General features: G+C 63.5%; 9 protein-coding genes and 1 tRNA gene. 3 read left to right on the top strand and 7 right to left on the bottom strand.

Annotated features, from left to right (window positions below):
- Positions 1–184: 184 nt before the first annotated feature.
- Complete coding sequence (locus L867_RS0123360; RefSeq protein ID WP_232363999.1) at positions 185–805, top strand: HupE/UreJ family protein; 621 nt, start codon at positions 185–187, stop codon at positions 803–805.
- A 25-nt stretch (positions 806–830) separates the two neighbouring features.
- Here L867_RS0123360 and L867_RS0123355 read toward each other — a convergent pair whose 3' ends face one another.
- The 5 genes from L867_RS0123355 to L867_RS0123335 form a co-directional block, all read right to left on the bottom strand.
- Positions 831–1,718, bottom strand: coding sequence for a DMT family transporter (locus L867_RS0123355; RefSeq protein WP_028739075.1), 888 nt, complete (start codon positions 1,716–1,718; stop codon positions 831–833).
- Between the two features lie 35 nt (positions 1,719–1,753).
- On the bottom strand, positions 1,754–2,770 hold the full coding sequence (locus tag L867_RS27630; RefSeq protein WP_146086607.1) for a class I SAM-dependent methyltransferase: 1,017 nt from the start codon (positions 2,768–2,770) through the stop codon (positions 1,754–1,756).
- A 237-nt stretch (positions 2,771–3,007) separates the two neighbouring features.
- Complete coding sequence (locus L867_RS0123345; protein ID WP_084638701.1) at positions 3,008–5,503, bottom strand: tetratricopeptide repeat protein; 2,496 nt, start codon at positions 5,501–5,503, stop codon at positions 3,008–3,010.
- A 266-nt stretch (positions 5,504–5,769) separates the two neighbouring features.
- A tRNA-His gene (locus tag L867_RS0123340) sits at positions 5,770–5,846 on the bottom strand.
- A 137-nt stretch (positions 5,847–5,983) separates the two neighbouring features.
- Positions 5,984–6,439 (bottom strand): phasin, encoded by a 456-nt coding sequence (locus L867_RS0123335; protein ID WP_028739072.1) that lies wholly within the window; start codon positions 6,437–6,439, stop codon positions 5,984–5,986.
- Positions 6,440–6,687: 248 nt separating this feature from the next.
- Between L867_RS0123335 and L867_RS0123330 the strand changes: the two genes are divergently transcribed.
- Positions 6,688–10,710: an ATP-binding protein gene (locus L867_RS0123330; protein WP_028739071.1), complete on the top strand. Its 4,023-nt coding sequence runs from the start codon at positions 6,688–6,690 to the stop codon at positions 10,708–10,710.
- Positions 10,711–11,214: 504 nt separating this feature from the next.
- On the opposite strand, the gene L867_RS0123325 is transcribed toward L867_RS0123330, so the two are convergent.
- On the bottom strand, positions 11,215–12,234 hold the full coding sequence (locus L867_RS0123325; protein ID WP_232363998.1) for a helix-turn-helix transcriptional regulator: 1,020 nt from the start codon (positions 12,232–12,234) through the stop codon (positions 11,215–11,217).
- A gap of 354 nt (positions 12,235–12,588) precedes the next feature.
- Here L867_RS0123325 and L867_RS26240 point away from each other — a divergent pair, with 354 nt between their 5' ends.
- Complete coding sequence (locus L867_RS26240) at positions 12,589–14,163, top strand: ABC transporter permease (protein ID WP_084638711.1); 1,575 nt, start codon at positions 12,589–12,591, stop codon at positions 14,161–14,163.
- 270 nt (positions 14,164–14,433) lie between these two features.
- Here L867_RS26240 and L867_RS0123315 read toward each other — a convergent pair whose 3' ends face one another.
- Positions 14,434–16,386 (bottom strand): acetoacetate--CoA ligase, encoded by a 1,953-nt coding sequence (locus L867_RS0123315; protein WP_028739069.1) that lies wholly within the window; start codon positions 16,384–16,386, stop codon positions 14,434–14,436.
- Positions 16,387–16,531 lie beyond the last annotated feature (145 nt).

Genomic DNA, 16,531 nt, shown 5'->3' with positions numbered 1-16,531 from the left:
GTATAGGTTGTATCGACTGTCCTTTGAACGGGGCCGGGCTTCGACCTTGGCGCGGAGAGAGGACCACCGCCCGCGGCACGGCAGGGCCGGCAGACGCCGGCCGACCTGCGCAATTGCCGCTCCGCGCGGTTCGGATTATACAGCCTCAAGCCCCAGCATGGGAGCGGCGATCAAGAGGACGGATATGGCACGCATGAGAGACGCAACGAAACGCAGCGGGGCGCGAGCCGCGTTCCTGTTCGCTTCCTCGCTCGGCATCATCCTCTCCGCCGGCCCGGCCTCCGCCCATGCGCTGGGCGGCGTGATGGGCGGTTTCGGCAGCGGTTTCGGCCATCCGCTCGCCGGTTTCGACCATTTCCTCGCCATGCTGGCGGTCGGGCTCTGGGGCGCGCAGATGGGCGGACGGTCGGTCTGGACGCTGCCCGCCACCTTCCCGCTGATCATGTGCATCGGCGGCATTTTCGGCATGCTCGGCATCGGTCCCGGCGCCTATATCGAAACCGGCATCGCGCTCTCGCTGATCGTGCTCGGCGGCTCGATCGCGGCGCGCTGGATCGCCCCGGAATGGGCGGCGCTCGCAATCGTCGCGGTCTTCGCCTTCTTCCACGGCTATCCGCACGGACAGGAGGCGCCGCGGGCCGTCGATCCGGCCGCCTATACCGTCGGCTTCGTCGTTTCGACCGGCCTCATCCACATCCTCGGCATCGGCGTCGGCTTCGGTCTCGGACGGTTCTATGAGGGCTATCTGGTGCGGGCGCTCGGCCTGTTCATCGGCGCCTGCGGCGTCTATTTCCTCGTCACCTGAACGCACCGGCGCGGCCTTCGCCGCCTCACGCCTTGGCGCGGACCGCCCTGCGGCCCGGCACCAGGCCGAGCACGATCGCGCAGCCGCCGATGATGACGGCGCCGCCGATCATCTGCACGAGCGACAGCGGCTCGCCGAGGAACAAAGCGCCGACCAGCACGGCTACCGCCGTGACGGCAAATTCGACGCTGATCGCCCGCGTCGCGCCGATCGAGGCGACCAGGCCGAAATAGAGCACATAGGTCATGGCGCTCATCACGCCGGCGAGCACCAGCAGATAGCCATAGTCGATCAGCCGCGGCACGCCCGGCACCGGCACGGCGAGAAGCAGCGGCAGGGTCATCAGCCCGCCGAACAGGAAGGCGCCGATTGTCACCTCCCAGGCGCCGACGCCCTGGAGGCGATGGCTGGCATAATTGCTGCCGAAGGCGGCGCAGAGGCAGGCAAACAGCGTTCCGGCGCAGCCGAGCACGAAGGCGGCATTGACGGGTGCCGCCGGAAAGCCGACCAGCAGCACCACGCCGACGAAACCGATCAAGAGGCCGAGCAGGCGCTGCGGCGTGATGCGCTCGAGGCCCCAGACCTGGCCGATCAGCATGGAAAACATCGGGATCGTCGCCACCAGGATCGCCGCCATGGCCGTGCCGATCAGCGGGGTGGCATAGGAGAGCCCGACCAGCTGGCCGGCGACCGTGGTGGCCCCGACCACGGCAAAGGGCCACCAGCCGGCGCTAAAATGCAGGCCGCGGCCCGTGGCCCGGGCGATGAAAAACAGCGTCAGCCCGGCGACGAAACAGCGAAAGGTCACGGCCCCCACCCAGCCGAAGGCGGACACCACCTTCAACAGCAGCAGGAAGGACAGGCCCCAGGCCAGAGCCAGGAACAGATAGGCGGCAACATCCTTGGGCTTCATCGGGGGGCCGGGACTTGGTGGGCCAGAGGTTCAGCTCAAATATTGGGAGTCTGTCGGGGAGCAGCGTCAAGCAGTGCTGCCAACGCCAACCGGCTACTCTCTCGTCCGGTGACCGTCTCCAGATAGGCTCCCGCTGCGACGCCTGTGAGGCAAATGGATGTCTCGAACGTGCTAGCGGTGGTCCCATCAAACCATACCCGGCGTGTCGACCGTGTAATATGGACGTCCGAAACCGAAGCAGTCCAACTCACGTCGATCTCTTGATGGGTCGAAGGCCTGTTGTCCTTTGTCAGAACTGGCCGATATGTAGTGGAACCGGTCGCGTATCCAGGCTTGGTGGCTACGTTTGGTATCTTCTCATCGAGCACTGGGTGCACAATGGCCGTGCTCCCATTCTTACGGAAATGCACATCATCAAGGTCCGTGGGGCGCAAATCGCGCCAGCCTTCCTCGCCAAGATGGCGAAAGCAGTGCGCCGTCACTCCTGCTCCATTCACCCCGGAGCAGAGGAGGCGGCCCTCCGTGTCAAACACATCGACAAAATTCGGCCCCAGCAGCAAAGGACTGCGAAGAGGCTCGTAGTCGTCGGCCACGCCGTGCATACGAAATGGAATATTCGAATTCACAATCTGCAGTATTCCACCGGGCTTCAAGCACGCATGCATCAAATTGACAATGTCAGACCACAATTGGGGATCGATACCGCTCTTTCGACCGTTCACCATGGTCGATGGGCGAAGCAACACGGAATTGCACAGAATGATGTCGTATGGCCCATGTGCAATGACTTCGGCTTCCGTAGAATGAAAAATACTCGCACAGCTTCCGACCAATCCTCTGGCTAAGCGCAGATTGTACCAATCGTGGTCACAGCCAAACAGCTCAGCCTGAGGGAACAGCGCCTTAATTGTGTAGATTTCTTCTCCCGTCGAGCAGCCGAAAGAGAGAATGGACAAGCCGCGATCAGTGGGGAAATATCGCCTCAGGACGTTATACTCACTCCAGTAACGACCTGCAAAAGTGCTATTGTTAGTTTGAAGCTGCGGCAACATTCCGTTCACCCCCTGATTTCATGATCTAGTGCACTTTTGGTCTATCAGATCGGTTGAACGGTCGCCGGATAGGCAGGTTTCCACAGATCGTACACGATTTGCTGATATTCGCCCTGACTGGCCTGCGGAGGCAACGCGTCTTTCGCGATGACGACAAGGCGACTAGCATCCGGGGCGGGTACAGAACAACCAAAATCTCAGTCACTACGAGAAACGATCAAAACTCGGCCAATGTCGTCATGCCGTCTCTTCGACCATGGAGTTGACTGCGTAGATTTCATTCAACTGCTGACCTACAGTGAGAAACAGGTCTTCCCATTCGCTATCAGCGGATTTTCGGAGAAGTTGAATGGTTGGGAACCAAACCGAATATCGCTGAGTGATACCCCATGTCCAATGGGAGTTGGTAGGCAGCAAGGCGAAAGCGGGTTTCTGCAACAAGCCCGCAAAATGCAGGGTGCTATTGTCCGCACTTACCACGACATCCACCGATTCAATAGCGTCGACCAGCGCATCCGGCCGATCAAAGTAGTCTATGCTATCATTGAACTCAATGGACCTTTGGAAGGACCCTTCAAATCCGCGGATCTCAGCTTTAACGTCGCCATATTGCAGATTTACGAGCTTGATCGGCAAGGATGCTGAATCTATCAAGGCATGGAATTTTTCCAATCCGATAGACCTATCTGGGCCACTCGCCGGATTTTTGCTTTTCCACGACACCCCGACTCGCAAAGGATGTGAATGGCTCACCGACCTCACGGGGGAGCCCACGCTCCGAGCGGGCGGGAAGTCAGCTTGCTGGCGCCGAAGCAAGGCACAAGCTTGGGTAAAATACGCTTGCGCGTCAACCTTTGCCTCATGAAGGTCCGGGTCGCCTTGCTTTGAAAAGGGGAAGAAGCGGGCGGACGGATACATCTTCGTGAAGACCGGCAGCATCTTGGGTGTTGCCTCGAAAAGTACCTCGATTCCCTTCTTTTCCAGCGCCGGTATGAGGCTTGAAGCGAGCATCTCAAAACCAATGCCTTGCTCGGTCTCAGGCAGGAGAAGCACGGTACCAACTCCCTCCTGACCGGTCCAGATCTTGTGCGCAAAGGGGCGGCGAAACGGGCCGAAAAGCCGATCAGAACTTAGACGACTCTGGTAACTATCGAAGCCCGATGCCCAGCGGCCCAAATGCAGGCACGCTTCGCCGTACACCCGTCGTGCATCGAGATCATCGGGAGACAGGTCCAGCGCCGCCCGGGCATGGGCTAGCGCCTTGCGCCATTGCCCTTTTCGCGACCCCAGGGTGCTGGCCAGAAGAAGTTGGGCCGGAAAGTTTTTTGGGTCCAGAGAAATCGTACGTTCCAACAGTCTTATGGCTACATCGCTCTCTCCTGCGGCGATGGCTGCCCTGCCGGCATATAGCAGAACCCCGCCGACGGACCAGCACGTCGCCTCAGCCTGTCTTGCCGCCTCAAACGCCTCGTCGATCCGCCCCGCGGCCAAGAGCGCAGTCAGCAAGCTGGAATGGGCAGTGGGCATATTCGGCGTCAATGACAGTGCCGCACGAAACATCTCTATCGCCTGCATTGGCGATCTCAACGCTGCATATGCTCGGCCAGCGCATAGGAAGCCATTTGCATCGACCATAGAACGTTCGGCTTCCGTTAATCCTTCGTAGAGGCGGACGGCACCTGCCTGATCACCAGACCTTATGCAATCCACGAGAGCCTTGTTTACATTGACCAATACAGCCCCGGTCGACCTCAAGTCGACAGAACGCGAAGCGACCTCCTGCGAGCGGTTGGCCTTGGATCTGCTCGAACTGCGGTATCGCTCGAGCGCCGCCCACACGCCTTCTTTGGCTTGGGAAAGCAGGCTTGACCGAACCTCGTCGATGTCAACCGCGGCAGGGTCCCAGTCAATCTCTCCGAAGTCCGCTGGAGTGTGAACCCTCATCAGCTTGCTGAGGAAGCTGAAGCGGTCGTCAAGGTCACGACGACAAAGGACCACAGGAACTCCCGATGATATGCACGGCGTGGCTGCGTGGTGAAGCGGCGTAATAACGAGAGAAGCCGACGACCGGTATCGCTCCAGCAGTGCAAGCGCGTGTTGTTCGGCTTCCATCATCTCAGTCGGGGATAGTGGGAGCTTGTGTATGGGCTTGCGCTGGAACACAAAATCCAAGCGCTCGTAAAACGGTTTAGGCAAAGAAGACAGCGCACTACCGGGCAAGGCGCCGGAGCCCTCGCCATACACGACCACAACGCGACCATCCAACGGCTCGATCGGCCTCTTATCGAAGCTAAGCGTCAGACAGCCGGTTACGAACGCGGAAACACCGTGGGTGATGAGGTAGTTGCAGGTGGCGACATCTCGACACCCTATTGGTTCAAATCGCTTCAAGTACTCCTTATTATTAGCAATAACATCTTCCGCCGCCTGAAACCCGACAAATACCGGAATTATGTTTTCAGGAATTGGAAAGCAGTGATTGTAAAAACAGGCATTACATATAAGCACAACATCGTCGCCATCATAATCTCGAATCCTGTCTCGATCTATTGCGACAACATCTTCATCTCTTACATTCGCCTTACTATAAACATTTCTTGCCGCCAATGTTTGCATATAGTCGCCAAGATTTATTGTGGCCATTCGATTTTTCGCTATCAGCTTCTCAAACGAAAAATCTGAATAACTAAAATGCAACACGCCAAATTTCAGGCCAGAATTCTTAGTTTGCATCACCACACTATTTTTTCACTCTGTCGACCAAGGGCATTCCCGGATGCATCCATTGAAGGCTAGGCGACTGCGGATGATGCAATCACGTCACCAGGATAGTTAAGCTTAAACTTCGATAACGGCAGTTGGTTGGGATGCAAAGCGCCCGGGACAACTTGGGGCAAGAGATGCGTAGTTGCAAGTTTGAAGTGCCCAGTTGCATGCGAACCCGCCCTGCGATGCCCAATTACATCGAGGTGCCCACTAGCCGACATGTGGAGAAAAAATGGTACGGTTGGGGGGTCTCGAACCTCCGACCTCAGGTGCCACAAACCTGCGCTCTAACCAACTGAGCTACAACCGCACATCGGGCGTCCAAGACGCCTTGAGGGGTCACATACGGACAGTTGGCGTCTTTTTCAAGCCTTTTTTGCACCAAACGAAAAAAGGCCGGGACAAGTGCCCCGGCCTTCAAGTCCTTGGGAGGACATGCGTCTTTGATCAGGCGGCCTTGAAGGTCGACATGACCTTTTCAGCGGCTTCCTTGCCCGGCTTCACCACGGTGTCGGCAACCTTCTTGGCGGCTTCCTGCATGGCCTTGGCCTGCTCCACGGTGACTTCGGCCTGCTTGCGGATGAAGGAGGTCTGCAGTTCGACGAGTTCGGCGATCGACTTGACGCCGAGCAGGGCTTCCATGTGCGACAGCGACATTTCGGCATTGGTGCGCAGCGCGTCGATGGCCTTGAGGCCGAGTTCGACGGTGCCGGCCTGGGCGGTCTGGAGCGTCGTTTCGACGGTCTTGGTGGCTTCTTCGGTCGCGGTCTTCATCTTGGCATAGGCGTCCTTCGACTGGGCTGCGCCCTTTTCGGCGAAGTCGCGGAAGGTTTCGGTGACCTTAGCCGGGTCGAATGCGGTGGCGGAGAAGGAGAATGCGTCCTTGGTGGTATTGGCAGCCATGTGAGTGATCCTCGTTTGAGCGGGTCAGCTATCGGCGGGCCCGGTTGTGTTCTGATGAATTGTATATAGCACCGTCTATTGTGCATTGCAATATGATTGTGCAGTGCAGCATACAATTTATCCGCGTCTTGCGGATTAACCCTGTTGGGCGAAACCGGCGCGCCTTGCTGGACCCGAAAGCCGTGGCTAGGTATTAAAAATCTGTTAATTTGCCGCCTGTGACGGCAATTGCTAAGACAGGTCCCACGATGCCCGCTCCATACCCGTTCATCGATGTCGCAGTTCACGACAGCATCCGCCCGCGCTTTGCCCGGGGCGAGGCGCTCGTCGTGTTTTCGCCCGCGCTCGACCGGGTGTTGTGGGCCAATGGCGCCGGCGCGCGCTTCTTCGGCAATGCCTCGATCTACGATTTTCTCGAGGAAGGCCCCAACCGCGGCGACGTCACCTTCCGCCAGATCGAGGGCGTGGCCCGCCAGCTCGGCGCCGTCGGCGACAGCCGTTCGCTGCTGCTGCGCATCGCCTCGGGCTTCCAGCGCGTTCCCGTGACCGCGACGGCACAGATGGTCGAGATCCGCTCCGGCGAGCCCGTCGTGCTGCTCGCCGTGCCGCCGATCGGCAAGGCCGGCAGCCTGGCCGAGCGCGCCGCCGAGATGCTGACCGGCTTCGACGATCCCGACACCCATATGGCCGTGCTCGACGGCGAGGGCCAGGTGGTCGTCGCCTCGGCGAAATTCGCCGGCCTCGGCATTACCCCGCAGACCGCCCGGACCTTGGTCACGCTGGCCGGCACGGATGCCGACCATCTCGTCAAGCGGCCGATCCCGACCGGACGCGGCCATCTGCCCGCCGCCATCGGCAAGCTGTCGGACGATCCGGCGCTGCACCTTTTGTTCACCGTCGAGACCATTCTCGGCCACATGGACCCGACCGACAGCTTCGATACCGAAGAGCCGACCGGCCCGACCGCCCCGCTTCCCGCCGCCCTCGACGAACCGGCGGCCGAGCCGATTGTTTCCCCCGAGGCCGCAGCCATCGTGACCGCCGGCGTGGTCGAGGCCGAGGCCGGCTTTGCCGAGGTCGTCGATGCGATCGGCGAGATCGAGGAATTCGAGGCCGACGAGGTCGAGGCACTGGACGAGACCGACACCGACGAGACGGGCGAAGAGGCCGTTGCCGACGCCGTTTCGAGCGAAACCGCTGCTCCGGGCGACGCCGTGCTGGCGGAAGCCGCAGCCGAGGTGGTGGAGACCCTGGAGAACGAGGTCGGCCCCCTTGCCGACACCGAGGCCGCCGAGCTTTTCCCGGATGCCGACGAGACGGTTGAGGTCCCCTCCCCGCAGGCCGAGCTGCCGCTGGCAGCCGAAGCAATGCCGGAGATTGCCGCCGAGACCCTGTCGACAGGCGACGCGGAGACCGACACGCCCGTCGTCGATGCGCAGACAGACACGCCGGTCGACAGTGCGCTGGCTGACGACACCTTGGCTGATGCCGAGCTACCGACGCCGGCGTTTGCCGCCGCCGAATCGGCAGCCGCTCCCGACGAAGCCCCGGTCGCCGAAGCCGCCGCCGCGATCGCCGCAGTCCCGGCCGCGCCGTCGAGCGAAGCCCCGGCCGGCGCCTTCGTCTTTTCGCCGGAACGTCGCGCCACGCGCTTCGTCTGGAAGATCGACGCCGACGGCCGGTTCTGCGACGTCTCGCACGAATTCGCCGAGGCCGTCGGCCCGCATGCCGCCGACATCAACGGTGTCGCCTTCACCGATCTCGCCGCGCTGTTCAACCTCGACCCCGAGGGCAAGATCGGCGAACTGTTGAAGAAGCGCGACACCTGGTCGGGCAAGACCATCCACTGGCCGGTCGAAGGCACGAGCCTGATGGTGCCGGTCGATCTCGCAGCCCTTCCGACCTATACCCGCAGCCGCGATTTCGACGGCTTCCGCGGTTTCGGCATCGTGCGCATGGCCGACGCGGTCGAAGACCCGAACCGCACCGGAATGACCTTCGTGGGCGAGGCAGCACCGAGCGAGCCGGAACAGCCAGAGATCAGCGAAGCCTTGGCCGAGACCGTTCCCAGCTTCTCGCTGCTCGACGACGAAGCGGACGAGGCTGATGACGCCGGCTTCCCGGCGGCCGAAACCGCACCGGGCGACGAGAGCGCCGACCTGCTTTCGGGCACGTCCGAAGGCGAAACAGTCTCCGACCAGGACATGCCGGCTGCCAATACGGCTATCGAGGACGAAACCACGGCCGCCGCCGAGGACGACCTGCCGCGCATCGGCGAGCCGGAATTCTTCGAACCACCGGCCGAACCGCCCCGCAGCCCCGCCACGGAACCGCCGGCGCTGCAGATCGTCGAGACCCCCGGCCGGCGCCATTCCGACAAGGTGGTGCAGCTCGAGGAGCGCCGCGCCCGCGGCAAGGACGGCCTGACCCCCGGCGAACAGGCGGCCTTCCTGGAGATCGCCCGCAAGCTCGATCCGCAGGGCCTGCGCGAAAAGGCCGCCGAGGCGCTGAACGAGATCCGCCGGAACGAGACCGCCACTGCTGCCGCCGAGGAAGCGGCCAGCTCCGCCGCGACCGAGCAGGCCGAAGCAGACAGGGAGCCGACGGAAGCCGCCGAAGCGCCGACCGTGCCCGAGACCTCCCCCGCCGAGCCCCTTGCCCTGGACGTCGCCGCCGAAAGCGCGCCCGAGCGGGAAGAGACCACGGTCGAGGAATTCGCCACGTTGCGCCTGAAGCGCGACAATGCGCTCACCGCCGAGATCGTCGACCTGATGCCGGTCGCGCTGCTGGTCCATGTCGGCGACCGCCTGATCCACGCCAATCCGGAATTCCTGGCGCTCACCGGCTACGCTTCGGTGGAAGAGCTCGACACCGCCGGCGGGCTCGACGTGCTGATCCAGCAGCAGGACCTCGAAGGGGCAAGCGAGGAGCCCGGCCGCGTCGTGATCGTGCGGGCCGACGACCAGCTCGTGCCCGTGACCGCGCGGCTGCAGTCCATCCGCTTCGAGCGGGCGACCGCGCTGATGCTGGCGCTCATCCCGGCCGGCGGTACGACCCAGGCCGCGGCGGAAAAGCCGGCAGCGCCCCATGCCGTTGCCGCGCATCCGGTTGCCGAACCGCAAGGCCAGGCTGGCGCCGAACAGCTCGCCCGGCTGCAGGTCGAGGTCGACGAACTGCGCGCCATCCTTGAGACCGCGACCGACGGCGTCGTCATCCTTGGCGCCGACGGCGACATCCGCTCGATGAACCGGGCGGCGAGCGCCCTGTTCAACTTCGACGAGGCGGAGACGCGCGGAAAACCCTTCGTCATGCTGTTTGCCCATGAGAGCCAGAAGTCGATCCTCGACTATCTCGGCGGCCTGTCCGGCCATGGCGTGGCGAGCGTGCTCAACGACGGCCGCGAAGTGATCGGCCGCGAGGCCTCGGGCGGCTTCCTGCCGCTGTTCATGACGATCGGCAAGCTCACCTCGTCCAACGGCTATTGCGCCGTGATCCGCGACATCACCCAGTGGAAGCGGACCGAGGAGGAACTGCGCAACGCCAAGCGCGCCGCCGAGACCGCCAACGCCCACAAGAGCGACTTCCTCGCCCGCGTCAGCCACGAGATCCGCACGCCGCTCAACGCCATCATCGGCTTTGCCGACATGATGGCCAACGAGCATTTCGGCCCGGTCGGCCATCCGCGCTACGGCGAATATGCCAACGACATCGTCCGCTCCGGCCGGCACGTGCTCGACATCGTCAACGACCTGCTCGACATTTCCAAGATCGAGGCCGGCGAGATGGATCTCGACTTCACCGCCGTCGGGCTGAACGAGACGGTGCAGGCGGCGGTCTCGATCGTCCAGCCGCAGGCCAACGGCCAGCGCGTCATCATCCGCACCGCGCTGTCGCAGGCCGTGCCGAGCGTCGTCGCCGACATGCGCTCGATCAAGCAGATCGTGCTCAACATCCTGGCGAACGCCATCCGCTTCACGCCGTCCGGCGGGCAGATCATCGTCTCGACCGCCTATGAGCCGAACGGCAGCGTGGCGCTTCGCATCCGCGACACCGGCGTCGGCATGACCCGCACCGAGCTGGAGCAGGCGATGAAGCCGTTCCGCCAGGTGCATGCCGGCACGCGCAGCCGCGGCGACGGCACCGGGCTCGGCCTGCCGCTCACCAAGGCCATGGTCGACGCCAACCGCGCCACCTTTGCCATCTCCTCGGCGCCGAACGAAGGCACGCTGGTCGAGATCACCTTCCCCTCGCAGCGCGTGCTGGCTGACTGAACCGTCGACAGAGGTGCGGCGTTGCGCTGGCCGGCAATGCGGGCCGCGCGCTCCCGCGTCTCCGGGTGAGACATCACGACCGATCGGGTGGTGGAGCGGCCGGTTGCCGCCAGGGTCGGGAGGATACCTCGGCCCCGCCGCTCCACCTTCGCCATCCTTGCGGTATCAAGAGGACGCAAGGCGCCGCCGCGCGCCTTGCCTGCCTCCACCGCAGACGGCTTATCGGTTGCGATCGCGTCGGTTGACGCGCGGCGCAAAGAGACGAAGGATGAAGACGAGAACGAATGCATTCATTTCGATGATCCTCGCGGACGCGGTGAACCGGTCTCGGTGCGCAAGGCTCCTATTGCCTGCAGGTTGTGGAACCGATCAACGCGAGGATCAGCCACGCATAAGCATTCGCGGCCGCGCATAACTCATTCTTCGCTTGAAAATGGGCGCAAAGGCCCACCTGCCCCGCCGTGACGGCCACGAAGGCTACCGCCGGGCTCCTGGAGAAACGCTCTAGTCCGAACCGCCGTCGCGCCGGTGCCGGCCGGGCGGTACGCCGAAGCGGCGGCGGTAGGCGTTGATGAAGTTGGACAGCTGGCTGTAGCCTACCATCCACGCCAGATGCTTGAGGGGTATGTCCTGCCTTTCCAGAACCAGGGCGTGGGCCACCTTCATCCTCGCCTCGAGCAGCACCTCGAAGACCGTCATGCCGTAGAGCTGGCGAAAGCCCTGATTGAGTCGGCGCGAGGGAAGCTTCGCCTGGGCCGCCAGCGCTTCGAGGCTCGGCGGTGCGCGCAGGTCCGCCACCAGAAGCTGGTGGGCCTCGCGCACCCGCGCGAGATCCCGCGTACTCAGCGCGACCGGCGGCGGCGGACTGCCGGAGAGATGATCCAGCTGGTGCGCCAGGAGTTCCAGCGCCTTGCTCTCGCGCCAGAGCGTCGCCATCGCGCCGCGGTAGGCGGGGCACATGAGGTCGCTTGCCGCGCGCGTGACAGCCCGGTCGCTCTCCAGCACGTGCGAAACCGGCAGTTGGCCGTCCTCCAGCACCGCGCGGGCCAAAGGCGGCAGCCCGTCCTGAAAGGCCAGCGTCTCAAGCGCTTCGGCCTCCAGCAGCAGGGTCACGGCGCGCCACGGCTCGCCCGGTTCCAGACAATAGGCGATTTCGCGCTCGGCCAGACTGACCACGAAGGGGCGGCCCGGCGAATGCCAGACCTGCCTCTCATTGCCGTCGGCCTCGATCGCGCCGGCGCCGCCGAGCATGGTGCCGAATACCAGATTGCCGGCGGGCGCATCCCCCAGCGCCTTCAGTGTCCAGGCATGGCTCGATGTCCCCTCGACACGGTAGAGGGCCATGCCCGGCCGCAGGGGCACGCGCTCGATGAAGCCCGCAAACGGACCATCGTCGAAAGTGATGCGGCCCTCGGGATCGAAGCCCTGCGCTTCGCTCTCCACTGCCGTTTCGGCGACCCATGCCAATTCATCCATGCGATCTTCTCTGCCCGAGTGGTTGTCGAAAAACGATGCGCCGTTCATGTATTTTGTCGGAATGGTTCGCTGTCAACCAGCCCGGCCGGGACGTCGCGCCGGCCAAGAATAGTCTTCAAGCGCCGGCGAATGCAATCAACGGTAGCTCTGGCCCCGCATTGCCGGCACGCTCCGCGGCCGAATTTGCCACCTCTCAGCGCCCGCCCGTTCCCTTCCCGGCCGGTTTCGGCTAGACCGGCTGCATCGGAGCCGGTACCTCGCGCGACTGGCCGACGCAGAGAATACGGAGACGAAGCCTTGGCAGCGGAAGCGCGCGTTGCGCAGAGAACGGTTCATGGCCCGGTGCGGCGCAGGCTGTCCGGCGCGACGCTTGCCGCGCTTGTCGTGTCCGCCTTCGTCGCCATGCCGATCGTCGCCATCTTCCTGATCGGCCTGTCGGGCGACGGCGAGAACTGGCAGCACATGCTGTTCAACGTCGTGCCCCGCGCCGCCAGCCGCACGCTGCTGCTGCTCGCCCTCACCGGCGCGCTGACCGCGTCCATCGGCATCGTCAGCGCCTGGCTGGTGGCGTCCTGCGATTTCCCCTTGCGCCGCCTGCTCTCGGTGGCGCTGGTGCTGCCGCTCGCCATCCCTTCCTATCTGGCCGCCTATGCCTTCGGCGAGTTCCTCGATTTCACCGGCCCGGTGCAGGGTCTCTATCGCAGCCTGTTCGGCTTTACCTCGGCGCGCGACTACAGCTTTCCCGACGTCCGTTCGCTCGGCGGCGCGGTGCTGGTGATGTCGGCGGTCCTCTACCCTTACGTCTATCTCGCCTGCCGCTCGATGTTCCTGATGCAGGGCCGTGCCGCTGCCGATGTCGCCCGCACGCTCGGCGCCGGCCCGTTCCGGGTCTTTTCCCGGGTGCAGATCCCGATGGCGCGACCCGCCATCATGGTCGGGCTGACGCTGGTGATGATGGAGACGCTGAACGATATCGGCGCGGTCGAATATCTCGGCGTCAACACGCTGACCTTCTCGATCTACGACACCTGGCTCAATCGCGGCAGCCTCGCGGGTGCGGCGCAGATCGCCTCCGTCCTGCTCGTCTTCGTCGTGCTCCTCCTGTGGATCGAGCGCCGTGCGCGCCGGCGCCAGCGCTTCGCCAGCCAGAAGACGACGGCCGTCACGATCGACGCGGTGCGCCTCAAGCTGTCGGGCTGGCGCGGCTGGGGTGCGGCGCTCCTCTGCGCCCTGCCCGTCATCGTCGGCTTTGTCGTGCCCGTCGCGGTGCTTGCGGGCTTTGCCGCGCGCCGCCTTGGCGATTTCACCGAGCCGCGCCTGATCAAGGCGCTTGGCCATTCGGTCGCCGTCTCGTCATCCGCGGCGCTCCTGACCGTCATCCTCGCCTTCGTGCTGGCCTATGCCGCCCGCACCGACCGGTCGCGGCTCACGGCCGGCGCCAGCCGGCTTGCCTCGCTCGGCTACGGCATCCCCGGCACCGTTCTGGGTATCGGCGTGCTGATCCCGCTTGCCGGCTTCGACAATTTCCTCGACGGAATGCTGCGCCAGAGCCTCGGCATTTCCTCGGGCCTGCTGCTTTCCGGCACCGGTTTCGCCATCGTCTATGCCGCCACCGTGCGGTTCCTGACCATGGCCGAAGGCACGATCGACGCCGGGTTCCAGAAGCTGTCGCCGCATCTCGACATGGCGGCGCGCACGCTCGGCCGCAACGGGCTGCAGACGCTTTCCCAGGTGCTCCTGCCGAACATGCGGCCCGCCGTTTTGACAGCGGCACTGCTGGTGTTCATCGAGACGCTGAAGGAACTGTCGGCGACGATCCTGCTTCGCCCGTTCAACTTCAATACGCTGGCGACGCTGGTCTACGAGGACGCCTCGCGTTCGAAGGTGCAGGATGCATCGGTCGCGGCGATCATCATCATCCTGGCAGGTCTGATCCCGGTGATCCTGGTGTCGCGCTCGCTCGACCGCCCGCGCTGATCCGCCGGCTCCCCCCTGAGGGCATGAAAAAAGGGCGGCTATCGCCGCCCTGAAATTTCATGCTGTTCAACTCAACTGGAGCTAGGCGTCGATCAACATCATGTATCGTGAACCAAAGGTTCCAAGCCGCACGTTCATTGTGGGCCTCCAAGTTGGTCAAGGTATGCCAAATGCGCCTTAACAAGTCGTTACCTTCGGTGACGGATGTCACCCTAACTGACGCATTTTTAAGCCGACGCCTCTGCCTTTGGCAGCAAAACCCCTTGTTTCTCAGGCTTTCAGCTCGTCGAGCCCGGCAAACAGATCGAGCGCTTCGGGATTGGCGAGCGCCTCCTTGTTCTTGACCACCCGGCCGTGCACCACGTCGCGCACCGCCAGTTCGACGATCTTGCCGGACTTGGTGCGCGGAATGTCGGCGACCTGGATCACCTTGGCCGGCACGTGGCGCGGCGAGGCGCCGGTGCGGATGCGGGTCTTGATCGCCTTGACCAGATCGTCGTCCAGTGTGCGCTCGGCGGTGAGCCGGACGAACAGCACGACGCGCACGTCGTCGTCCCAGTCCTGGCCGATGCAGAGCGCCTCCAGCACCTCTTCCATCTGTTCGACCTGGTTGTAGATCTCGGCCGTGCCGATGCGCACGCCGCCCGGATTGAGGGTGGCGTCGGAGCGGCCGTGGATGACGATGCCGTCATGGGCGGTCCATTCGGCAAAGTCGCCATGGCACCAGACATTGTCGAAACGCTCGAAATAGGCGGCGCGATACTTGGCGCCGTCCGGATCGTTCCAGAACATGATCGGCATGGAGGGGAAGGCCTTGGTGCAGACCAGTTCGCCCTTCTCGCCGCGCACCGGCCGGCCCTCGTCGTCCCACACGTCGATCGCGAGACCGAGGCCCGGCCCCTGGATCTCGCCGCGCCAGACGGGCTTCAGCGGATTGCCGAGCACGAAGCATGAGACGATGTCGGTGCCGCCCGAGATCGAGGCGAGATGGATGTCGCTCTTGATGCCTTCGTAGACGAAGGAAAAGCCCTCCGGCGACAGCGGCGAGCCAGTCGAGGTCATCATCCGCAGCGACGACAGATCATGGGTGGTCTTCGGTGTGAAGCCGCCCTTGCGCACGGCGTCGATATATTTGGCCGAGGTGCCGAAGAAGGCGAACTGCTCCTCCGCCGCATAGTCGAACAGCACATTACCGTCGGGATGGAAGGGCGAGCCGTCATAGAGGCAGAGCGTCGCGCCGGAGGCCAGCCCCGAGACCAGCCAGTTCCACATCATCCAGCCGCAGGTGGTGAAATAGAAGAACCGCTCGCCCTTCTCCAGCCCGCAATGGAAGCGCTGTTCCTTGAGGTGCTGCAGCAGCGTGCCGCCGGCCGAATGCACGATGCACTTCGGCACGCCGGTCGTGCCGGAGGAAAACAGGATGTAGAGCGGATGGGAAAACGGCAGAGGTTCGAAGTCGATCTCGACGGCCTCGTAGGGAGCGACGAAGTCGGCGAGCGTCTTTGCTCCCGGCACGGCTTCGGCAATGGCCGGCGCATCGCCCGCATAGGCGATCACGACGAGCGGCACGCCGAGCTTCCCAGAAACCGCCTTCACCTTGTCGGCGACGTCCTGGCGCTTGCCGTTGTACCAGTAGCCGTCCACGGCGAGGAACAGCTTCGGCTCGATCTGGCCGAAGCGGTCGAGCACGCCCTGTTCGCCGAAATCGGGCGAGCAGGACGACCAGATGGCGCCGATCGAGGCGGCGGCCAGCATCAGCGCCACGGTTTCGGGCATGTTCGGCACCATGGCGGCGATGCGGTCGCCCTTCTCGATGCCCATGGCGCGGAAAGCCTGTTGCAGACGGGAAACGGCGTGGCGCAGCCGATCCCACGACCAGCGGTCCTCGGCCTGGTCCTCGCCACGGAAGATCATCGCGTCGTCGTCGCCACTCAGGGCAAGCAGGTTTTCGGCAAAGTTCAGCCGGGCATCGGGGAAGAACCGCGCCTCCAGCATGACGTCGCCGTTTTCCAGCAACCGCTCGCCCTTCTCGCCCTTGACGCCGCAATAGTCCCAGACGGCCGACCAGAAGGCGGCGCGGTCGTCGATCGACCATTGATGAAAGGCGTCATAGTCGGCAAATTCACGACCGGCGCGCGCGCCGCACCATTGCATGAAGCGGTACATCGGCGACTGCTTGATCTGAGCGTCGGACGGGGTCCAGAGCGGCATTTCCTGTTGCATTCATTCCTCCTCGAAAGTGCTGTCTGTATAGCAGTTTGCGACGCAATATAAAGTGCCGGAAGGGGCGCCGGATTTGCATGCAGGCGCCAATTCCTATATCCGGCTGGAACAAAGAAACCGGGCAGCCGCCCGGCCGATGGAGCCC

The sequence above is a fragment of the Paenirhizobium selenitireducens ATCC BAA-1503 genome (assembly GCF_000518785.1).
Taxonomy (GTDB): Bacteria; Pseudomonadota; Alphaproteobacteria; order Rhizobiales; family Rhizobiaceae; genus Allorhizobium; species Allorhizobium selenitireducens.
Note: the sequence above shows the minus strand (reverse complement) of the source record. Positions and strands in the feature narration are given on the sequence as shown.